Source organism: Pseudomonas sp. PA15(2017), from assembly GCF_001945395.1.
GTDB lineage: Bacteria > Pseudomonadota > Gammaproteobacteria > Pseudomonadales > Pseudomonadaceae > Aquipseudomonas.
The window spans coordinates 148589-168001 of sequence record NZ_MSXV01000050.1; the positions used below are offsets into that span (position 1 = coordinate 148589).

Sequence of the window (19413 nt, forward strand, 5' to 3'; positions counted from 1 at the left end):
CGCTGGCGTACATTCCTTTAGGTAGCCAGCCGGCACGTCGTGAACGCCTGTTCCGACGGCGCATCTGGGCAGACCGGCGCACCAGAATGGAGCGATCATCCGGGCAGTACTCCATAAGAACAAGGAACGCCGAGATGAACGACTCAGCGCGCGGCCTGCTGCTGGTTACCAGCGGTATCGTGCTGCTCAGCTTCGATGGCCTGCTGGTGCGCTTGGTGCAGGCCGATGGCTGGAGCATCGTGTTCTGGCGCGGGCTGCTGATGTTCATCGCCCTGGGCGCCTTTTCGCTATCGGCCAAAAGCCGCACGAGCCTGCGGGCCAAGCCGCTGCCGAGCGTCGTGTCGGCGGCACTGCTGGCCTTGATCTCGATTTTCTTCGTGCTGGCGATCATTCACACCACGGTGGCCAACGTGGTGGTCATCCTCAGTACCGCGCCGCTGTTCGCCGCCTTGTTCACGCGCTTCGTCCTGCACGAGGCGGTGGCCGTGCGCACCTGGCTGGCGATCGGCGTGGCGACGCTGGGCATCGTGCTGGTGTTCGCCGGCTCCTTCAGCGCCAGCGACCTGCTGGGCAACGGTTACGCGTTGCTGTCCTCGGCCGCGCTGGGCGCCAACCTCACCTTGCTGCGCCGCCATTCCAGCCTCGCCCGCATGCCGCTGATCGCCCTTGGCGGGCTGGTGGCCGCGCTGATCGCCCTGCCCAAGGCGCAGCCCCTGGGCCTGGACTCGGCCAGTTACCTGGCGCTGGGCATCATGGGGCTGGTGCAGATGCCGGTGGCCACCCTGCTGATCAACAGCGCGACGCGCTACCTGCCATCTGCCGAAGTGGCGCTGTTCTATCTGCTGGAAAGCGTGCTGGGCACCTTGTGGGTCTGGTATTTCCTGAGCGAGGTACCGGCCCGAGCCACGCTGTACGGCGGTACGCTGGTAATCGCCACGCTGGTGGTGCATGCCGGCGTCACCCTGCGTGCGCGCCCCGCTCTTGCGGCATGACCAGGCAGCGCGAATACGCACGCCCATGTCGACCCCAGACAACTGGACGATCCAAACGCCCCCTAAGGTGAACCCCCTTTCGTCCAACAACAGGAGCCGTTCATGGCCAACAAACCGATCACCGTACTGCGCGACACCCAGCCCATGCCCGTGGTCGACGCCTGCAAGTGGGAACGTATCGAGGGCGAGCCGCACACGGTCAACCTCAACGCCTACACCAGCGACGACGGCAGCAAGATCATGGGCACCTGGATTTGCACACCGGGCAAATGGCGGGTCGAGTACGTGAAATGGGAGTACTGCCACTTCCAGGAAGGCTACTGCATCATCACCCCGGACGGCATGGCGCCAATCCACCTCAAGGCCGGCGATATCTTCGTCATCGAGCCGGGCATGAAAGGCACCTGGGAAGTGGTCGAGACGGTGCGCAAGTATTTCGTATTCGCCTGACCTCCTTCGGTGACCGGCCACCGCCCGGGCGCGATGGCCGATTGTCACGTCATTGGACGAGCGATTTCGATCCCGCTATGCAGCTCCAAGACACCTGCATAAATGAAGAAATATCAATCAGATAAAGGTTACGCTACGCATCGCCGTTATTCCGCCGCGATAAATCTTTCGCAGTCATCGTGCATCTTGTAGCTTGTCTACGCCGTTTCGGCCCGACCATGACAAGAAGGGACATGACATGAACGACACCCCGGCAATTGGCAACTCGCGCCGCCGTTTTCTCAAGCAATCGCTGATTTGCTCCGCTGCTGCCGCCAGCGCCGGCTCGCTGCTGCCGCAATTGGCGGGCGCCGCCCAGCCGCTCGGCCTGCGCTACCCCGACAGTGCCGTGCAGGTGCTCGATGACAGCTTCCTGCAACTGCGCCTGTTCAACGCCAGCGTGGAAAAACTCGCCGATGGCCTGCGCTGGGCTGAAGGCCCGGTGTGGTTCGGTGATGGGCGCTACCTGCTGGTCAGCGATATTCCCAACAACCGCATCATGCGTTGGGACGAGATCGGCCAGTCGCTCGCCGTCTACCGCCAGCCCTCCAACTACGCCAACGGCCTGGTGCGCGACACCCAGGGTCGGCTGATCGCCTGTGAAGGCTCCACCACCCAGGAGCTGGGGCGGCGCATCACCCGCACCGAGCACGACGGGCGCATCACCGTGCTGGCCGACAAATTCGAGGGCAAACGCTTCAATTCGCCGAACGACCTGGTGGTCAAGCGTGACGGCTCGGTGTGGTTCACCGACCCGCCCTTCCAGACCGGCAATTTCTATGAGGGCTACAAGATCGAGCCCGAGCTGCCCCATGGCGTCTACCGCATCGATGGCGAAACCGGCCAGGTCACCCGCGTGGCCGACGACCTGGATGGCCCCAACGGCCTGTGCTTTTCGCCGGACGAGAAGACCCTGTACATCGTCGAAGGGCGCGCCAAGCCCAACCGCCTGGTCTGGGCCTACGCGGTAAACGACGACGGCACCCTCGGCCAGCGCCGCAAGCACGTCGAAGCCACCGACACCGGCGCACTGGACGGCATCAAATGCGATGAGTTCGGCAACCTGTGGTGCGGCTGGGGCAGCAACGGCTCGGCAGAAAGCGAGCCGGAAAAGCTCGACGGCGTGCGAGTGTTCAATAACGAAGGCAAGGCCATCGGCCATATCACCCTGCCCGAACGCTGCGCCAACCTGTGCTTCGGCGGCGAGAAAGGCAACCGTCTGTTCATGGCCAGCAGCCATGCGATCTATTCGATCTTCGTGAATGCCCGGGGCGCTACCCTGGTGTGAACGACACCGATCATGCCCGGCCAACCCGGGCGTGATCGCAGGGTTGCGTTGACGCACTCCCCACGCACTACAAAATAACCCTAGTAGCACAGGGCCAGCTTCGGGCAAAATTGCCCACATTCATCTCCTCCCCAATCAAACGGCGCAATTGCCAGGACGCGCCGGCAATCTCGTGCGCCAAGGCGGCCCGAAGGACGTTTCAATGCTGGCTCCAGTCGATCACAGCGATCAGTCCAGGCGCAGGATGTTCAAGACCCTGCTCTGGGTGACCATGTGCTTCGGTGTGCTGTTTTCGGTGTTCAACGCCACCCGCGGGCTGTGGCTGCTGGTGGGCATCGAGGTCATCTACACGCTGCTGTCGCTGTACATGCTGGTGGTGGTCGAACGCACCCGCCACCTGCGCACGCTGACCATCGTCTACCTGATTCCCTTCCTGGGGGTGATGATGGCCACCCTGGCCAACCCGAACACCTCGGTGGGTATCTTCGCCTGGATCCAGACCATCCCGATCATTCTCTACCTGCTGCTGGGCCTGCGCCTGGGGCTCATCGGCTCGATCCTGTTCGTCAGCCTGGGGCTGTACCTGTACACCCAGCATTACGCCGAGAAGAACCCGGGCGACAGCCTGGGCTTTCTGCTCGACATCGGCATGGCGACCCTGGCGATCACCATCTTCTCCCACACCTACGAACACACCCGCGCGCAGACCGAGAAGCGCCTGATGGAGCTGATCAGCACCGACTACCTGACCGGCCTGGCGAACCGCTCCAAACTGACCGAAATCTTCGCCCGCGAGCGTGCCCACGCGCAACGCAACGACACGCCGCTGGCCCTGGTTTACCTGGATATCGATCATTTCAAGCAGATCAACGACCGCTTCGGCCATGAAACCGGCGACCAGGCCCTGCGCCATTTCGCCAGCGTTCTGTCCCAGCGCTTGCGCACCACCGACCTGCTGTGCCGGCTCGGCGGCGAGGAATTCGCCGCCCTGCTGCCCAACACCACGGCTGCACAGGCCAGCGCAATCGCCGAGGAGCTGCGCGAGCGGCTGGCCAGCACGCCGATGGTGGTCAGCGGTACGCCCATGCAGATGACCCTCAGCGCCGGCGTGGCCAACCTGGGCCAGGACGGCGAGCGCCTGGACGAGCTGATGAACGCGGCCGACAAGCGCACCTATGCGGCCAAACGTGCGGGCCGCAACCGGGTGGTCAGCGATGAGGCACTCGCCCTCGGCTGATCACGGGTTGGCGTTGAAAAACCGAGCTTTTTTCCTGACGAAGCGAGCCCCTGCACGGTGAAAAGCCGGCTTGAGGCCTGGCAAGCGTCATCAGCGCGGCTATGCTGAAACTCCATATCGTCCCCGCGGATCGTTCCCAGGAGCTTCATATGGATATCGCCAGCCTGTTTGCCGAATTGCACACCCTGCCCACCGTCCCGAAGGTCGCCCAGGATCTGATCCAGCAGTTCGACAACCCCTCCACTAGCCTGGAAAGCGTGGCCCGCAATATCGAGCGTGACCCGGTGATCGCCGCCAAGGTGCTGCGCCTGGCCAACTCGGCGCGCTTTCGCGGCTCGCGCGATGCCAGCAGCGTAGAGGACGCCGCCATGCGCCTGGGTTTCAACACCCTGCGCACTCTGGTACTGGCTTCTGCCATGACCGGCGCCTTCAAGGTCGATACCGGCTTCAACCTGAAGAAATTCTGGCTGCGCAGTTTCCGCGTGGCGAGCATCGCCCGCACCCTGGCCAAACAGTCGAAGCTCGACGCAGATGCCGCCTTTACCTGTGGAATGATGCACAACATCGGCGAGCTGCTGATCCAGACCGGCGCCCCGGATTTCGCCCGTCGCCTCAACCGCCACCCACAACGTGAGGCCGCGGCCCAGGCCGCCGAGGAAACCCTGCAACTGGGCTTCGGCTACCCGGAAGTCGGCGCCGAACTGGCACGCCGCTGGCAGTTGCCGGCACTGATCCAGAACGCCATCGCCTACCAGAACAAACCGACCCAGGCGCCGGGCGACGGCCAGTATGCGCGCCTGGTGGCGCAGGCTATCCACGTCGAGGAAAGCCTTGAGGCCCACGGCCTGGGCGATGCAGCCAAACAGGAGCTGGAGGGCCCGCTGTTCGACGGCGTGGACCTGAACAAGTTGTTCGATGCCCTGCCCGCCGTGCTGGAAGCGGACAAGGCGTTTGGCCAATTGCTGGGCTGAAGATAGGCAGCGCATCCCGAAGAGTCCTGACAACAGCCCCGACGCATTCGCGGGCTGCAGTCAGCTACGGCAACGGGCCTCTTCCTCATTGGTCGACGTCGCAGACGTGCCAGCTGTCTGCCCCAGGCCTCAGTGCCTGGAGCGGCCACCCTGATCTCGCCAGATTCCTCCTCATGCAACTAACGAGCATCCGGCTCGGATGCACTGTTAAATAAAGAAGCGAACATCACGGCGATCCACATCGCAACTGCCCTGATGCCCCCTTGACCGGCGCCCATTGGTCGAAGTCCAGACTCCTACAGTCAGGCATCGCGGGGGTTGCTGCGCGTCCTGGTGGCCATGCACGAACGGCAGCCACCCGGCTGGAGCCGTAATCTGCGAGCCGTACACGATTGTTAGAACTTAACGCCCCTCGAGACGCTCATAGCAGCGCCCTGGCATCAGCTATCGTTTCGCCAGCATGCGCCAGATCAACTAGGCTGCCTAACATGCAACTCATAGTTGCATCCCTACATCAATCACTGTTTCAAACCGCGTTTGTTTTCGCCGACCCTGATCTCGCCGTCACGCCGTAGCGGATGCGACCAAGTGAACACTGCCGATAAACGATCGAAAACCGTCCGAGCCCACCACGCACCCGCCAACTCAAGAGAAGATCCCATGTCCCAATCCCGCCAGTTGTCCACCCGAACGACGCTCTCCCTGAGCTACGCCGTTCTGGTATTGCTACTGTTGTTGGTAGCCGGTGCCTCGCTGTATCAACTGTCGGCGGTCAACGACAGCTTCTCACGCTACATCAACGGCCTCGACCACCGCGCCAAGCTGGCCAGCTTGCTGGCCAACGCGTCCAAGGAACGGGCCATCGCCCTGCGTAACCTGGTGCTGATCACCGACCACGGCGAGCGCAACGCCCAGCGCTCGGCAATCAATGCTGCCAACGAACTGGTGACGCGGGAGCTGGATGCCCTGGGCCGGGAAATCGACCGTGACCCCGACGTATCGCCAGCCGCACGCAACCTGTTCAACGACATCAAGGCCATCGAGCAACGCTACGAGCCAGTGGCCCTGCGCATCGCCGAGCATGTGTTCGCCGGCGAGGACGCCGTAGCCATCGCCATGATCTCCCAGCAATGCACACCGCTGCTCAACAACCTGACCCAGGCCATCAACGCCTACCTGACCTACACCGAGAATGTGGCCGGCGAGCAACTGGCGCAGAACGATGCAAACTACCGCCAGCAACGCAACCTGCTGATCGGCATCGCCATGTTCTCGGCCCTGCTGGCCGTGCTGCTCGGCCATCTGATCACCCGTGGCCTGCTGCGTGCCCTGGGCGCCGAGCCAAGCGATCTGGACCGCCTCGCACAACAGGTGGCCGAGGGCGACCTGCGCCAAGCCGACGGTAGCGCCAGCGGCCACGGTGTGCACGGTTCGCTGCGCAAGATGCAGGGCAACCTGCGCGATATGGCTCAGCGCATCGACGCCTCCTCGCAGTCGGTGGCGGCTGCCAGTCAGGAACTGGCCGAATCCAGCCAACTGAATGCCGACGGGGTGGCCAGCGCACAGTTGCAGATCGAGCAGATCGTCACCGCCATTCACGAGATGTCGGCCACCGTGCAAGAAGTGGCGCGTAACGCGGAGACCGCCGCGCTGGCCGCAGGCGAAGCGGATACCGCCGCGGTGGAAGGCCAGGACAAGACCCGTCACGCGGTTCATCTGATTGGCAACCTGGCTGAGGTCATCGACCACTCGGCCGAAGCGATGGCCAACCTCAAGCAGCAGAGCGTCAACATCGGCAGCGTGCTGGACGTGATCAAGGCAGTCGCCGATCAGACCAACCTGCTGGCCCTCAACGCCGCCATCGAGGCGGCACGGGCCGGCGAGGCCGGGCGCGGTTTCGCCGTGGTCGCCGACGAGGTCCGTGGCCTGGCCCAGCGTACCCAGGGCGCAACGGCGGAAATCGAAGGCCTGATCGGCAACCTGCAGCGCATTACCGACGAAGCCGCGCAGTACATGCAGCACTGCCAGGCGTCCAGCCAGCAGTCGGTCGAGGGCGTGTCCCAGGCCGGCGAGACGGTGGCGCGGATCGTCGCCATGATCGAACGCATCAACGGCATGAACCAGCAGATCGCCGCGGCGGCCGAGGAACAGAGCACGGTGGCCGAACAGATCAACCAGAGCGTCGTCACCGTGCGCGACAGCAGTGCCCAATCGGCCCAGGCCTTCGCCGCCACTCAGCGCGAGAGCGAGAGCCTGGCTCGCACCAGCGAAGCCCTGCGCGAGAACATCAGCCGCTTCCAGCTGTAAAAACCTGTTCACGCTCTTGGGGTACCCGGGCCCCCGTTGCGATGGAACGACGAAAAATCGGCTGTTTGTGGGAGCGCGCCATGCGCACGAAATCGCGGGCGTGGCCCGCTCCCACAGTGGCTCTTCGACAGGCCGCGTACCCCGATCATGTTGAAAAATTCTGCCCAAAGGGCGCATTGCCTTCGCTGCGGTCTGAGCCATTTGCGGGGCAGAACTGCACGGGATTTCACCTGGCAGCGCACTAATCAGCGGCGTTTGAGCCCCTGAATAGGCCGCTCTGGCCAACACGATCTTTCAACAGAATCGCCCCCTGGCGGTCATCGCCCCGCACGCCGCGTCGAAGGCAGGATTTCTGCCGGTAGGCGCTCACTCGCGGCCAGGTTTGCTGGCGGTGGCGGCGGCGCTCTGGGCGAAGGCCATGATCACGTCGCGCACTACCTTGCGCTGCTGGGCCGGCAGCGCCAGGAAGGCCTCCACCGCCTCGCGCTCGGGATAAAAGCTTGGGTCTTCCCAACGCCCGCGTTGCTCCCGTGCGGCCAGGGCGGCGCGCTCGCCGAAACGCAGCGCCTGTGGCTCGATGCGCAACCATTCGGCCAGCACTTGCAGCTTGTCCTGGGAGGGAATGGCCTGGCCGCGCAGCCAACGTGATACCGCCTGGAAGGTTACGGAGCGGCCCCAATAGCGGGAGTTGAACTCCCGCTCCAGCACAGCGGGACGATCAGGGTAGCCCGCAGCGAGCATGGCGTCGCGCAGGCGCTGGGCGAATTCGGTTTTCTCAGTCATGGGGCGGACGTTAAATTCCGCTTCCATGCTTGATTGAACATACGATTGAATTCTAAATTAAATTCATGGTTTCATGACAGCCAGCGCAATGCAGATAATGCAAAGGGAGGCGTCATGAACAAGGTATGGTCGTTTCACTTCGAGGGAAAACACGTTGCCGTTCGCAACGGTGCCGATGGGCGCCTCTGGTTTTCTGCAGAAACCATCTGTTCAGCTCTGCAGTATTCGGACAGCCAGGCCGCGCTGCTCTATCACTGTGACCCGGGCGGCATTGTGTTCGGCAACGAGCAATCGCCGCAGGCGATGATCGACTTGCGCAATGTTCTGCAACTGACTCATCACAGCCCTCCAAACCGCGCCACACGGCTGTACGACTGGTTGTGCCGGATCGTTTTAACGTCACAGCTCGACCAGTCAGCCAAACCGCAGCGCCATAAACTCGCCACCGGGGACCATCACCTGCAACTGCTGCACTGGCAGGAAGCCTGGTGGTTGTCGATGCAGGATGCGGTAACGCTGTTCGGTGCTGGTGAGGACCCCATCAAGATCGCCAAATGCACGACCGCCCCGTAACTCGGTGCGTCAACGGCCGCAGCACTGCTTGTACTTCTTGCCGCTGCCACAGGTGCACGGGTCGTTACGGCCAACCTTGGTTTCTTCACGGCGTACCGGCAGCACCTGTTCCAGATGCTGCTGCCAGTAGTCGTACAGTGCCAGGGCCGCTGGCTCGACGGTGGCGACCGAGGCGTCGTATTGCTCATCGGACATGGCGTTGAGCGTCTCCACACCCTCTTCGCTGCCGTGCAGGGTAATGTTCGCCAGTGCTGTCTGCTGCGCCTCGGGCAGCTCGGCATCGATCCAGCCCGCCACCTGAGCGCCGCGCAGATAACCGGCGCACCACTGCGAGACGATGAGTTTCTCACCCTTGCCATTGTCGTCGGCCAGGAAGATGGCCTCGTAATCGTCCGGCTCCTCGCCGAGCATATAGGCGGCTTCGCTCATCAGCTCGACAGCCAGCTTGGTGAAGCGCTCGCCTTCCTTGTCGTTGGCCCATTTGGGCAACTGCTCGGCCCAGATGGGCGGATACCAGATGCCAGGGTCGATCTGCCGAGGCCCGGACACGATGGCCGCGAAATAACCGTCCAGTTCGCTGGCGGAAAGAATCGAGTCGTCGTTGCCATACTTGAGCAACAACTGATCGAGCTTTTCGAGCCCTCTGTTATCCATCGCAAACATCCTTCGAAAAAAAGGCCGCTACTTTCCCACAGATGGCCGGCCGCCAACAGCCTCACCAGCCGTCCGGCACATCACGGGTGCCGAGGCGGCGATGGCCCGGTACAATGCGCGCCAAACCGTGCCCCAGAGGAACGCTGCAGCGCCTGCAGCCCCTCGCTGCCTATAAAGAAAAACCATGTCCTTGCCCAAGAACCACCTGGAACTGCTCAGCCCTGCCCGCGATGTCGAGATCGCTCGCGAGGCCATTCTGCATGGCGCCGACGCCGTCTACATCGGCGGCCCGAGCTTCGGTGCCCGGCACAACGCCTGCAACGAGGTGGCCGATATCGCCAGGCTGGTGGAGTTCGCCCGGCGCTATCATGCGCGCATCTTCACCACCATCAACACCATCCTGCATGACGACGAGCTGGAGCCGGCGCGCGCGCTGATCCACCAGCTCTACGACGCGGGCGTGGACGCGCTGATCGTGCAGGACCTCGGCGTGCTGGACCTGGACATCCCGCCCATCGAGCTGCATGCCAGCACCCAGACCGACATCCGCACTCTGGGCCGCGCCAAGTTTCTCGACCAGGCCGGCTTCTCTCAGTTGGTATTGGCCCGCGAGCTGAACCTCCAGGAAATTCGCACTATCGCCGATGAAACCGATGCTGCCATCGAATTCTTCATCCATGGCGCGCTGTGCGTGGCGTTCTCCGGCAAGTGCAACATCTCCCATGCCCAGACCGGGCGCAGCGCCAACCGCGGCGACTGCTCCCAGGCCTGCCGCCTCCCCTACACCCTCAAGGATGAGAAAGGCGGCGTGATCGCCTACGAGAAACACCTGCTGTCCATGAAGGACAACAACCAGAGCGCCAACCTGCGCGCCCTGGTCGAGGCCGGGGTGCGCTCGTTCAAGATCGAGGGCCGCTACAAGGATGTGGCCTACGTGAAGAACATCACCGCCCACTACCGCCGCGAGCTCGACGCGATTCTCGAAGACCGCCCGGACCTGGCCCGCGCCTCCAGCGGCCATACCGCGCACTTCTTCGTGCCCGACCCGGACAAGACCTTCCACCGCGGCAGCACCGATTACTTCGTCACCGAGCGCAAGGTGGACATCGGCGCCTTCGACTCACCGACCTTCACCGGGCTCTCTGTCGGCCATGTCGAGAAGGTGAACAAGCGCGACCTGATCGCCGTCACCCATGAACCGCTGTCCAATGGCGACGGCCTCAACGTGCTGGTCAAGCGCGAGGTCGTCGGCTTCCGCGCCAACATCGCCGAACTCAAAAACGAGTTCGAGGAAGACGGCGAGAAGCGCTACCGCTACCGCGTCGAGCCCAACGAGATGCCCGAAGGGCTGTTTCGTCTGCGCCCCAATCATCCGCTATCGCGCAACCTCGACCATAACTGGCAGCAGGCGTTGCAGAAGACCTCGGCAGAACGACGCATCGGTGTGAGCTGGAAAGCCCAGCTGCGTGAAAACGCACTCAAGCTCACCGCCACCAGCGAAGAAGGCATCAGCGCCAACGTCAGCCTGGACGGCCCCTTCGGCGCGGCGAACAAGCCAGAACAGGCGCTTGAGGGCCTGCGTGACCTGCTGACCCAGCTGGGCACCACCATCTACCACGCCCAGGGCGTCGCCCTCGATGCACCGCAGGCGTTCTTCGTGCCCAACTCACAGCTGAAAAGCCTGCGCCGCGAGGCCATCGAGGCGCTGACCGCAGCCCGCGTCGCCGCGCACCCGCGTGGTAGGCGCAAGGCCGAGAGCAACCCGCCGCCGGTGTACCCCGAGTCGCACCTGTCGTTCCTGGCCAACGTCTACAACCACAAGGCCCGCGAGTTCTATCACCGCCACGGCGTGCAGCTTATCGACGCCGCCTACGAGGCCCACGAAGAAGAAGGCGAAGTGCCGGTGATGATCACCAAGCACTGCCTGCGCTTCTCCTTCAACCTGTGCCCTAAACAGGCCAAGGGCGTCACCGGCGTGAAGACCAAGGTCGCGCCGATGCAACTGGTACACGGCGACGAGGTGCTGACCCTGAAGTTCGACTGCAAGCCGTGCGAGATGCACGTGGTGGGCAAGATGAAAGGCCACATCCTCGACCTGCCGCTACCGGGCAGCGCCGCCAGCCAGGTGGTCGGCCATATCAGCCCGGAAGACCTGCTGAAAACGGCGCGACGCCAGGCGCCGCACTGAGAGCGCCAGCCTTCATTAGCTGACGCTTCGCCACCACCAGGCGCGCAAGCTCCACCCCTGCTGCATCCCCGCCGCTGCCAGCAGGATGGCCACGACGCCCAGCCACTGCAGCGCACTGAGCTGGTGGTCGAAGGCGACCCAGTCGACGGCAATCGCTGCGATCGGGTAGATGAAGGAAAGCGCGCCGGTCAGCGCCGTGGGCAGCTTCTGGATGGCGCCGTAGAGCAGCACGTACATGCCGCCGGTGTGCACCACGCCCAGGGTGAGCAGGATCGACCAGGTCTGCTGGCCTTGGGGTAGCGTGGTGAAGTCGGCGAGCGGCGCCAGCATCAGCACACCAACGCTCACCTGGATCAGCGCGATCAGGTGCGGTGGTATGCCCTTGAGCTTCTTGATGATCAATGCGGCCACGGCGTACAGAAAGGCCGCGCCCAGGGCGAAGCCGATGCCCGTCAGGTAGTCGCCGCCGCCCAGCCCGGCGCTGCCGTGGGCGCTGACGATGGCCAACATGCCGAGAAACGAGATCGACAGCCAGGCAAGCTTCTGCAGGGTAAGTTTTTCACCGAGAAACAGCGCCGCCAAGACCACCAGCAAGAACGGCTGGACGTTGTAGACCGCGGTGCCGATGGCGATCGAGGCGCGGGAATAGGACGCGAACAGCAGCAGCCAGTTACCGACGATGGCCACCCCGCTGACCATCGCCAGCATCGCCGTATAGCGGCTGAGCAGGCCCGGGCGCAGAAAGCCGAGCATGGCGCAGACCACCAGCAACGTCAGCGCGCCGAACACGCAGCGCCAGAACACCACCTCAAATACCGGCAGGCCGGTGAGCAGCACGAACCAGCCGATGGTGCCGGAAATCAGCATGGCGGCGACCATTTCCAGCGTGCCTCTATGAATCTGCTTGTCCATCATCGTGCCCCTTGTGTGAGGCACGGATTATGGCAATCGGCGCAGCGGCGCTCCATGGCGAAAGACAGGCAAAACATCCCATCCGGCTTTACTATCAAGGCCTAAATGGAGAATCGCCTTTGGAGCCAGCATGATCGATGAAATCGACCAGCAACTGATCGTGGCCCTGACCGAAGACTCGCGCCGCTCGCTGAAGGCCCTGGCGCAGATCAGCGGCCTGTCCTCACCAAGCGTGGCGGAGCGGCTGCGCAAACTCGAAGATAAAGGAGTATTGAAAGGCTACGGCGTGGACATCGACCCACGCGCGTTCGGCTACCAGTTGCAGGCGATCGTGCGCATCCGCCCGCTACCCGGCCAGTTGCACGAAGTGCAGCGGCAGATCGAGGCCACGCCGCAATTCACCGAGTGCGACAAGGTCACCGGCGAGGACTGTTTCATCGCCCGCCTCCACGTACGCTCGATGGAGCAGCTGGACGAGATACTCGACCACATCAACGTCTATGCCCTGACCAACACCGCCATCGTCAAGAAGACCACGGTAAAACGACGGCTGCCGCCGATGGAATGATCACGATGGCGAGACGACTCGCCATCGTGCCCGGCCTCATTTCAACTGGCTGGCGAAGCGCTCCACCGCACCGAGCACCTGCTTGGCGCCCTGGCGGATTTCGACGATCACGTCGCCGGCCTGGTTGGCCAGCTCGAGCCCGGCTTCGGCCTGCTGACGGCTGCTGGCCATATCGCGCACGGCGGCATCGACCAGCTTCTGATTTTCCTGCACCACGCCGACGATCTCTTCGGTGGCCTTGCTGGTGCGGCTGGCCAGTTGCCTGACTTCGTCAGCGACCACCGCGAAGCCGCGCCCCTGCTCGCCGGCCCGCGCCGCCTCGATGGCAGCGTTGAGCGCCAGCAGGTTGGTCTGCTGGGCGATGCTGCCGATGGTCTGCACCATGGTGCTGATCAGCACCGACTGCTTGCCCAGCGCCTCGATGCCTTCGGAAGCCGAGCCCATCTGTTCGGAGATGCGCTGCATGGTCTGCACCGTATCGGTGACCACCTGGGCGCCGCGCTGGGCGGTGGTGTCGGTCTGCTGGGAAATGCCGTAGGCTATTCCCGCCGCATCGTTGACCTCTTCCTCACGGTTGACCTGGTCGGTGACCACCGTGGCGAACTTGACCACCTTGTAGAGCTTGTCCTGAGTGTCGTGTACCGGGTTGTAGGTCGCCTCCAGCCAGACCACCTGGCCATGGCTGTCGATGCGCTTGAAGCGACCGGCCACGAACTCGCCACGATTGAGGCGCTCCCAGAACTGCTTGTACTCGGAAGAATGGGTTTCCTGGGAGTCGCAGAACATGCTGTGGTGCTTGCCCTTGATGCGCTCCAGACTGTAGCCCATACCGTGCAGGAACTGATCGTTGGCGGTCAGCACATTGCCAGCCAGATCGAACTCGATCACCGCCGTGGAACGTAACAGGGCGTTGATGAAGTCCTCGTTTTCCCGCGCACGGTTCATGCTTTCGGTGATCTCGGAACCGAAGCACTGTGCGCGGCGCACCTTGCCACTCTCATCGACCACCGGCTGCCAGCAGGCCTGGATCCACACCAGGGCACCATCGGCGCGGGTGAACCGGTAGCGGTCGCTGACCGAACGCCCGGTACGCACCGCCTCGCTGAGTTTCTTGAAACACGGCAGGTTCTTCACGTACGCCGGCACGATGTCGCTCATCGGCCGGTTGGCTAGTTGCTCCGGGGCGTGGCCAATGAAGCGTGAGAAGTTGGCGTTGACTTCGATGATTCGAAAATCGGGATCGATGGTCAGTGTGATCATCTCGTTATCAATGCCTTTGTACAGCTGTCGGAGCAGCGACAGTTCGGCATCCTTGGCCTGCAGTTCTTTCTTGAGGTGACTACCGAACATGCTCTTTCTCCAAAAAGCAACGATGTGGAAGGTCATCGGCTGCCCTGCCGATTTGTTGAGGGGCCGACCATCGGCGAAGTTGGATGCCGATCTGCCATCAAGCATAGAAGGTAGGCACACGGTCATCGCGGGTTTTGCGAGGAAAATACGCGCCGCCTGTGGCAGGCCAAATGTCAAAGCGGAAAATAGTCGTCGACCAGAGAAACGAAAGTTCTTCCGTTCAGGGAACACCCCTTCTTCCTGTTTGACGGTCGCAGCATGCCTGTCGTGTTTCGAACCCGGCAAAATACCGGTTCTACAGGCGTGGTTGCGTTAAGCTGAGACTTCCTTCAGTACGGAGCACATCCATGGCTTACCCACCCCACCTGCAGGCCGGTGATCGCGTCGTGCTGTTCGATGGTGTGTGCAAGCTGTGCAACGGCTGGAGCCGCTTTGTGATTCGCCATGACCGCTCCCGCAAGCTCAAGCTGTGCAGTGTACAGTCGCCCCAGGGCCAGGCGATTCTGGCGTGGTTCGGCATGCCACTGGATCGTTTCGATACGCTGCTGTTTGTCGAAGGCGACAAGGCCCTGCAACGCAGCGACGCCATTCTAGCCATCCTCGGTCAGTTGCCGGCACCCTGGCGCTGGGCGGCGGTGGTGCGCGTCATACCACGCCGCTTGCGCGACTGGATGTACGACCCCATCGCCCACAATCGCTACCGCCTGTTCGGTCGCCACGACTATTGCCAGGTGCCACGCCCAGAAGACCGCGAGCGTTTCCTGCATGACTGACGCCCGTCTGGCGCGCCTGACGGTGGCCGCGATCTTCATCTACCACGGGCTGGTGCCCAAGCTGCTGATGCGCGACGCCACCGAACTGCAGTTGCTCGATGCTCACGGCCTGTCGCACGGTGTGCTGGCCCTGGCGGGTGCCGGTGAATTGCTGCTGGGGCTGCTCATCGCCCTGCTGCACCGGCAGCGCTGGCCGCTCTACGTGGCGCAGGCTGCGTTGCTGGTGCTGCTGGTGGATGTGGCGATCTTCGCGCCAGCGCTACTGACCCAGGCCTTCAATCCGTTGACGCTGAACCTCGCCGCCCTGGTGCTCGGCATGATCGCACTGCGCGGCCGGCCGCACGCCTGACACCTCATCACTGGCCGGCCTGCTCGCGTAGCAGCCGCGCGATTTCGGCCTGGCGGCGGTAGGCCGGCGCCTCGACGGCATTGAAGTCGCGGCTGTAGCGCGCCGCGAAGCCTGCCGTGCCCCACTCCCGATACTGTTGCACGTGGAGCAGTTCATGGGCCCACAGTGTGGCATCCTGCACGGCCATCCGCGCATCGCGAAAGACGATGATGTCGATCAGGGTGACCGCCTGGATGTCCGGGTTCTGCATGACGTTGCGGGCGGCGCTCAGCTCGTCCAGATCCCCCACTTTATAACGCACCGCATCGAGCAGTTCGGCGGCGTAGAACGGCAATAACTGCTGGCGAATCTGCGGCGGGATCGGCAAGGTACCCTGGCGCACAGCCGACTCGCGCGAGCGCAGGATCCAGCCTTCCAGCGCGGCTGCGGTGAGGGTGCCGGCGCGCTCCTGCATCGGCCCGAGCACGCCGTTAGGGTCCGGCACGCAAATGCACCCGCCCAGGCACACCTGGGTTTCACCCGGCGCGCAGGCCAATGCGGCAGGCACCGGCACAACCGTCAACAGCACATACAACAGAACGCGTTTGGACATGCGTCGCCCTCGATCGACCAAAGAGGCGACCATGGCGTCAGCCGCTGCGCTTGTCCAGCCCTGCCGCGGAGGATAGCCAATTACCTACGCGCCGGACGACGACGGGCTGAGCATCTGGATTTCGCGGATATCGAAATCGCGACTCAGGTACTCCATGCGCCGCTCGTGAAAATCGCGCATGTGCGGCAGCGCCGTGTGCATCGCCAGGTGCTCGCGGGACTGCCAGACCTCGAAGAAGATGAATAGCGTCGGGTCCGCGGCATCGCGCAGCATGTGATATTCGATGCAGCCAGGCTCGGCGCGGCTCGGCTCGACGTAAGCGCGAAACAGTTGCTCGAAGGCATCGGCTCGCTCCGGGCGGGTGTGGGCGTGAAGAATGAAGCCGTACATGGGAATCTCCTTGGTAAGTACTGCTGCACCCTAGCGCAGATAAAAGCCAGGTATTCATGCATTCGAGGCAAAAGTAATTTGCCCTTGGCGGCATTTTTCTCCTGCGCGTGAAGCCGTAACCTGAGCCCATTCGATCAGTTACGGAGACGCCTCCATGAAAAAGATCCTGCTCCTCAACGGCGGCAAGCAATTCGCCCATTCCGACGGCCGCCTCAACCGCACGCTGCACGAAACCGCCGCCGCATTTCTCGACCAGGCCGGTAGCGAATTCAAGACCACCGAGATCGACGCCGGCTATGACGTCGCCGAGGAAGTGCAGAAATTTCTCTGGGCCGACGTGGTGATCTACCAGATGCCGGGCTGGTGGATGGGCGCGCCGTGGATCGTCAAGAAATACATCGACGAAGTGTTCACCGAAGGCCATGGCAGCCTGTACGCCAACGACGGCCGCACCCGCTCCGACGCCTCGCAGAAGTACGGCAGCGGCGGCCTGATCCACGGCAAGCAGTACATGCTGTCGCTGACCTGGAACGCCCCGCAGCAGGCCTTTGATGACCCCAGCGATTTCTTCGAGGGCAAGGGCGTGGACGCGGTCTACTTCCCCTTCCACAAGTCCCAGCAATTCCTGGGCATGCGCGCCCTGCCGACCTTTCTGTGCGTGGACGTGATGAAGCGCCCGGATGTCGAGCGTGACGTGCAGCGCTACCGCGAACACCTGGCCCGCGTGCTGCAGAGCGCCTGACACGGCATGACAAACGGGGCCGCGACCGGCACTATCGGTCGCTCCGCCTCGCCATGGACTGCCCCCGATGCCCCTTCCCAGCCTCCATACCCCGCGCCTGCTGTTGCAGCCCCTGCAACTGGCTGACGCCGAGCAGATCCAGCCGCTGTTCGGCCAATGGGAGGTGGTGCGCTACCTCAATGCCCAGGTGCCCTGGCCCTACCCGGCCGATGGCGCGCTAGGCTACCTGCGCGATGTCGCCCTGCCCGCCATGGCCGCCGGCCAGCAATGGCACTGGACGCTGCGGCCCATCGCCGAGCCAGAGCGGGTGATCGGCGTGGTCAGCCTGATGGATACGCCGGGCAACAACCGCGGCTTCTGGATAGCGCCAGGCTGGCAACGTCAGGGCCTGATGAGCGAGGCCTGCGTGGCGGTCAACCGCTACTGGTTCGAGGTGCTGCAGCGCCCGCTGATGGAGGTGCCCAAGGCGCTGGCCAATATCGCCTCGCAGCGACTATCCGAACGTGAAGGCATGCGCCTGGTGGCGACCGGCGAGAGCGATTATGTGTGCGGCCGGTTGCCCTCCCAGACCTGGGCGCTCAGCCGCGAGGAATGGCTAAACCGGCAGACCTGAAATCTGCCGGTGCTGCATCACAGCGGCTGCGGCTTGAGTGGCCGGGAAAAGCGGTAGGTGGTCACCCCGCACAGCAGCAGGCCGGCGATGCCAAGCAGGCCGCCGACGATGCCCACATTGGCCACACCCAGCTGGCTACTCACCAGGCTGCCAAGCAAGGCACCACCGCCGATACCGACGTTGAAGATGCCCGAGAACAGCGCCATGGCCACATCGGTGGCGTCCGAAGCAAGGTTGAGCACCTTGGCCTGCAAGGCAAGGCCGAAGCACATCATGGCGACGCCCCAGATCACGCTCAGCGTGGCGAGATAAGCATGCTCGCGAGCTACCGGCAGCAGGAGCAGCATGCACAGGCTCAGCGTGCCGATGGCGGTGATCACGAACCCACGTGGGAAGCGCGTGCTGTAGCGGCTGAACAGGATCGAACCGATGATCCCCGCACAGCCGAACAGCAACAGCAGCACGGTGACCATATCTGCAGTGATGCCGGCGACTTCCAGGGCGAACGGCTCGATGTAGGTGTACGCGGTGAAATGAGCGGTGATCACCAGGGCGGTAAGCACGTACACGGTGACCAGCGCCGGGCGCTTGAACAACACCGGCAGGCTGCGCAACGAGCCGGAGTTCTGGCTCGGCAGCAGCGGCAGGCTCTTGATCAGGCACAGCACCACCACACCGGCCACCACGGCGATGGTGGTGAAGGTCGTGCGCCAGCCCAGCACCTCGCCGATCACCCGGCCCAGGGGAATGCCCAGCACCATGGCCAGCGCACTGCCGGTCGCCAGCAGGCCAAGGGCTTGCGCCTGCTTGCCTGGCGGCGCCACCCGCACCGCCAGGGACGCGGTGATCGCCCAGAACAGCGCGTGGGCCAGGGCGATGCCGATGCGGCTGATCACCAGCACGGTGAAATTCCAGGCGATGCCGGACAGCACATGGCTGGCGATGAACAGCACGAACACGAAGGCCAACAGCTTGCGCCGCTCGATATTGTGGGTCAGCAGCATCAGCGGCAACGAGGCCAACGCCACCACCCAGGCATAGATGGTCAGCATCAGGCCGACGCTGGCGGTGGTCATCTCGAAGCTGTGGCCGATCTGGCTCAGCAAGCCGACCGGCACGAACTCGGTGGTATTGAAGATGAAGGCGCCCAGCGCCAAGGCGATCACGCTCAGCCAGCTACCGCTGTGCGCTTGTTCCGGTGTGTTCATGTGGCTGATATCCGCCCTTGGGGAACGCCTCGGCTACAACGGCCAATCGCCCGAAGCCGGATGGCAACGAGCGCGGTAGGAAGCGAACGAAAAAATATGAGCCCCATACACGACGAACACGCACACGGCAGCTCGCGCTCCCAATGGCGATGAACGCTGGGAGTGGCGATGCGGAGTGCGGAAAATTATAGGTATGGGATGGCCTGCAGCGGCGATTCTACGCACGGCCTGGCGGCTGAACAATATGCTCGGGAAAACGTTATTTGGATGGGCGACGGCCGGTCTTCGGAACGATCATGGGTTGCCGTTTACGGGCGTGGGCGAGGCAGTTTCAAGATAGAAGCAGCCATCGATGCAGTACCTGTGGGAGCGGGCCATGCCCGCGAAATCACGGGCATGGCCCGTTCCCACAAGTAATACGCCGAAATCCGTTT

General features: G+C 63.3%; 20 protein-coding genes and 1 pseudogene. 13 read left to right on the forward strand and 8 right to left on the reverse strand.

The annotated features are described in order from the left end of the window. Nucleotides 1-134 precede the first annotated feature (134 nt). The 6 genes from BVH03_RS16310 to BVH03_RS16335 all read left to right on the forward strand — a co-directional run bounded on the left by BVH03_RS16310 (nucleotide 135) and on the right by BVH03_RS16335 (nucleotide 7284). Entirely contained in the window at nucleotides 135-992 is an 858-nt protein-coding gene (locus tag BVH03_RS16310; protein ID WP_075962144.1) for a DMT family transporter, read from the forward strand. A gap of 102 nt (nucleotides 993-1094) precedes the next feature. Beyond that, complete coding sequence (locus BVH03_RS16315; protein WP_075962145.1) at nucleotides 1095-1442, forward strand: cupin domain-containing protein; 348 nt, start codon at nucleotides 1095-1097, stop codon at nucleotides 1440-1442. Between the two features lie 238 nt (nucleotides 1443-1680). Continuing rightward, nucleotides 1681-2769, forward strand: coding sequence for an SMP-30/gluconolactonase/LRE family protein (locus BVH03_RS16320; RefSeq protein WP_075962146.1), 1089 nt, complete (start codon nucleotides 1681-1683; stop codon nucleotides 2767-2769). 202 nt (nucleotides 2770-2971) lie between these two features. Next, the gene (locus tag BVH03_RS16325) at nucleotides 2972-4006 is read left to right on the forward strand and encodes a GGDEF domain-containing protein (RefSeq protein WP_075962147.1); all 1035 of its coding nucleotides are present in this window, start codon (nucleotides 2972-2974) and stop codon (nucleotides 4004-4006) included. A gap of 149 nt (nucleotides 4007-4155) precedes the next feature. Then, a complete protein-coding gene (locus tag BVH03_RS16330) occupies nucleotides 4156-4977 on the forward strand; it encodes an HDOD domain-containing protein (RefSeq protein WP_075962148.1) in 822 nt (273 codons plus the stop codon). Nucleotides 4978-5637: 660 nt separating this feature from the next. Further along, nucleotides 5638-7284, forward strand: coding sequence for a methyl-accepting chemotaxis protein (locus tag BVH03_RS16335; protein WP_075962149.1), 1647 nt, complete (start codon nucleotides 5638-5640; stop codon nucleotides 7282-7284). A gap of 366 nt (nucleotides 7285-7650) precedes the next feature. Here BVH03_RS16335 and BVH03_RS16340 read toward each other — a convergent pair whose 3' ends face one another. After that, the gene (locus BVH03_RS16340; protein WP_075962150.1) at nucleotides 7651-8067 is read right to left on the reverse strand and encodes a transcriptional regulator; all 417 of its coding nucleotides are present in this window, start codon (nucleotides 8065-8067) and stop codon (nucleotides 7651-7653) included. A 114-nt stretch (nucleotides 8068-8181) separates the two neighbouring features. Here BVH03_RS16340 and BVH03_RS16345 point away from each other — a divergent pair, with 114 nt between their 5' ends. After that, complete coding sequence (locus BVH03_RS16345) at nucleotides 8182-8640, forward strand: BRO family protein (protein WP_075962151.1); 459 nt, start codon at nucleotides 8182-8184, stop codon at nucleotides 8638-8640. A gap of 9 nt (nucleotides 8641-8649) precedes the next feature. On the opposite strand, the gene BVH03_RS16350 is transcribed toward BVH03_RS16345, so the two are convergent. After that, nucleotides 8650-9303: a YecA family protein gene (locus tag BVH03_RS16350; protein WP_371915368.1), complete on the reverse strand. Its 654-nt coding sequence runs from the start codon at nucleotides 9301-9303 to the stop codon at nucleotides 8650-8652. A 175-nt stretch (nucleotides 9304-9478) separates the two neighbouring features. Between BVH03_RS16350 and BVH03_RS16355 the strand changes: the two genes are divergently transcribed. Then, nucleotides 9479-11482 carry a U32 family peptidase gene (locus tag BVH03_RS16355; protein ID WP_075962153.1) on the forward strand — a complete coding sequence of 668 codons (2004 nt, stop codon included), beginning with the start codon at nucleotides 9479-9481 and terminating at the stop codon, nucleotides 11480-11482. A 15-nt stretch (nucleotides 11483-11497) separates the two neighbouring features. Here BVH03_RS16355 and BVH03_RS16360 read toward each other — a convergent pair whose 3' ends face one another. Next, on the reverse strand, nucleotides 11498-12394 hold the full coding sequence (locus BVH03_RS16360; RefSeq protein WP_075962282.1) for a DMT family transporter: 897 nt from the start codon (nucleotides 12392-12394) through the stop codon (nucleotides 11498-11500). Nucleotides 12395-12524: 130 nt separating this feature from the next. Between BVH03_RS16360 and BVH03_RS16365 the strand changes: the two genes are divergently transcribed. After that, nucleotides 12525-12962: an Lrp/AsnC family transcriptional regulator gene (locus BVH03_RS16365; RefSeq protein ID WP_075962154.1), complete on the forward strand. Its 438-nt coding sequence runs from the start codon at nucleotides 12525-12527 to the stop codon at nucleotides 12960-12962. Nucleotides 12963-12998: 36 nt separating this feature from the next. Here the strand turns inward: BVH03_RS16365 and BVH03_RS27260 are convergent, their stop codons facing one another. Then, nucleotides 12999-13556, reverse strand: a complete 558-nt coding sequence (locus BVH03_RS27260) for a methyl-accepting chemotaxis protein (RefSeq protein ID WP_371915370.1) — start codon at nucleotides 13554-13556, stop codon at nucleotides 12999-13001. Next, nucleotides 13536-14438: pseudogene (locus tag BVH03_RS27265) on the reverse strand (PAS domain-containing protein); the annotation flags it as partial. The pseudogene BVH03_RS27265 and the gene BVH03_RS27260, both read right to left, overlap by 21 nt. A 221-nt stretch (nucleotides 14439-14659) precedes the next feature. On the opposite strand from BVH03_RS27265, the gene BVH03_RS16375 reads away from it, so the two are divergent. Together BVH03_RS16375 and BVH03_RS16380 are read left to right on the forward strand one after the other, a co-directional pair. Next, a complete protein-coding gene (locus BVH03_RS16375) occupies nucleotides 14660-15085 on the forward strand; it encodes a thiol-disulfide oxidoreductase DCC family protein (protein ID WP_075962156.1) in 426 nt (141 codons plus the stop codon). Then, nucleotides 15078-15434 carry a DoxX-like family protein gene (locus tag BVH03_RS16380; protein WP_075962157.1) on the forward strand — a complete coding sequence of 119 codons (357 nt, stop codon included), beginning with the start codon at nucleotides 15078-15080 and terminating at the stop codon, nucleotides 15432-15434. The genes BVH03_RS16375 and BVH03_RS16380 overlap by 8 nt, the downstream gene beginning before the upstream one ends. Before the next feature lie 7 nt (nucleotides 15435-15441). Here BVH03_RS16380 and BVH03_RS16385 read toward each other — a convergent pair whose 3' ends face one another. Further along, a complete protein-coding gene (locus BVH03_RS16385) occupies nucleotides 15442-16026 on the reverse strand; it encodes a DUF4157 domain-containing protein (RefSeq protein WP_075962158.1) in 585 nt (194 codons plus the stop codon). 84 nt (nucleotides 16027-16110) lie between these two features. Then, on the reverse strand, nucleotides 16111-16416 hold the full coding sequence (locus BVH03_RS16390; protein WP_075962159.1) for a putative quinol monooxygenase: 306 nt from the start codon (nucleotides 16414-16416) through the stop codon (nucleotides 16111-16113). A 154-nt stretch (nucleotides 16417-16570) separates the two neighbouring features. On the opposite strand from BVH03_RS16390, the gene BVH03_RS16395 reads away from it, so the two are divergent. Together BVH03_RS16395 and BVH03_RS16400 are read left to right on the forward strand one after the other, a co-directional pair. Then, nucleotides 16571-17158 (forward strand): NAD(P)H-dependent oxidoreductase, encoded by a 588-nt coding sequence (locus tag BVH03_RS16395; protein ID WP_075962160.1) that lies wholly within the window; start codon nucleotides 16571-16573, stop codon nucleotides 17156-17158. A 67-nt stretch (nucleotides 17159-17225) separates the two neighbouring features. Further along, nucleotides 17226-17771: a GNAT family N-acetyltransferase gene (locus tag BVH03_RS16400; protein WP_075962161.1), complete on the forward strand. Its 546-nt coding sequence runs from the start codon at nucleotides 17226-17228 to the stop codon at nucleotides 17769-17771. Nucleotides 17772-17788: 17 nt separating this feature from the next. Here BVH03_RS16400 and BVH03_RS16405 read toward each other — a convergent pair whose 3' ends face one another. Continuing rightward, complete coding sequence (locus BVH03_RS16405) at nucleotides 17789-18979, reverse strand: sugar transporter (RefSeq protein WP_075962162.1); 1191 nt, start codon at nucleotides 18977-18979, stop codon at nucleotides 17789-17791. Nucleotides 18980-19413: the final 434 nt, after the last annotated feature.

Excerpts from the sequence above, each read along its gene's own strand:
- BVH03_RS16390 (WP_075962159.1), bottom strand. The coding sequence starts at position 16,416 with ATGTACGGCTTCATTCTTCACGCCCACACCCGCCCGGAGCGAGCCGAT.
- BVH03_RS16325 (WP_075962147.1), top strand. The coding sequence starts at position 2,972 with ATGCTGGCTCCAGTCGATCACAGCGATCAGTCCAGGCGCAGGATGTTC.
- BVH03_RS16340 (WP_075962150.1), bottom strand. The coding sequence starts at position 8,067 with ATGACTGAGAAAACCGAATTCGCCCAGCGCCTGCGCGACGCCATGCTC.
- BVH03_RS16400 (WP_075962161.1), top strand. The coding sequence starts at position 17,226 with ATGCCCCTTCCCAGCCTCCATACCCCGCGCCTGCTGTTGCAGCCCCTG.
- BVH03_RS16335 (WP_075962149.1), top strand. The coding sequence starts at position 5,638 with ATGTCCCAATCCCGCCAGTTGTCCACCCGAACGACGCTCTCCCTGAGC.
- BVH03_RS16360 (WP_075962282.1), bottom strand. The coding sequence starts at position 12,394 with ATGGACAAGCAGATTCATAGAGGCACGCTGGAAATGGTCGCCGCCATG.
- BVH03_RS16380 (WP_075962157.1), top strand. The coding sequence starts at position 15,078 with ATGACTGACGCCCGTCTGGCGCGCCTGACGGTGGCCGCGATCTTCATC.
- BVH03_RS16310 (WP_075962144.1), top strand. The coding sequence starts at position 135 with ATGAACGACTCAGCGCGCGGCCTGCTGCTGGTTACCAGCGGTATCGTG.
- BVH03_RS16320 (WP_075962146.1), top strand. The coding sequence starts at position 1,681 with ATGAACGACACCCCGGCAATTGGCAACTCGCGCCGCCGTTTTCTCAAG.
- BVH03_RS16375 (WP_075962156.1), top strand. The coding sequence starts at position 14,660 with ATGGCTTACCCACCCCACCTGCAGGCCGGTGATCGCGTCGTGCTGTTC.
- BVH03_RS16345 (WP_075962151.1), top strand. The coding sequence starts at position 8,182 with ATGAACAAGGTATGGTCGTTTCACTTCGAGGGAAAACACGTTGCCGTT.
- BVH03_RS16330 (WP_075962148.1), top strand. The coding sequence starts at position 4,156 with ATGGATATCGCCAGCCTGTTTGCCGAATTGCACACCCTGCCCACCGTC.
- BVH03_RS16350 (WP_371915368.1), bottom strand. The coding sequence starts at position 9,303 with ATGTTTGCGATGGATAACAGAGGGCTCGAAAAGCTCGATCAGTTGTTG.
- BVH03_RS16365 (WP_075962154.1), top strand. The coding sequence starts at position 12,525 with ATGATCGATGAAATCGACCAGCAACTGATCGTGGCCCTGACCGAAGAC.
- BVH03_RS16385 (WP_075962158.1), bottom strand. The coding sequence starts at position 16,026 with ATGTCCAAACGCGTTCTGTTGTATGTGCTGTTGACGGTTGTGCCGGTG.
- BVH03_RS16355 (WP_075962153.1), top strand. The coding sequence starts at position 9,479 with ATGTCCTTGCCCAAGAACCACCTGGAACTGCTCAGCCCTGCCCGCGAT.
- BVH03_RS16405 (WP_075962162.1), bottom strand. The coding sequence starts at position 18,979 with ATGAACACACCGGAACAAGCGCACAGCGGTAGCTGGCTGAGCGTGATC.
- BVH03_RS16315 (WP_075962145.1), top strand. The coding sequence starts at position 1,095 with ATGGCCAACAAACCGATCACCGTACTGCGCGACACCCAGCCCATGCCC.
- BVH03_RS16395 (WP_075962160.1), top strand. The coding sequence starts at position 16,571 with ATGAAAAAGATCCTGCTCCTCAACGGCGGCAAGCAATTCGCCCATTCC.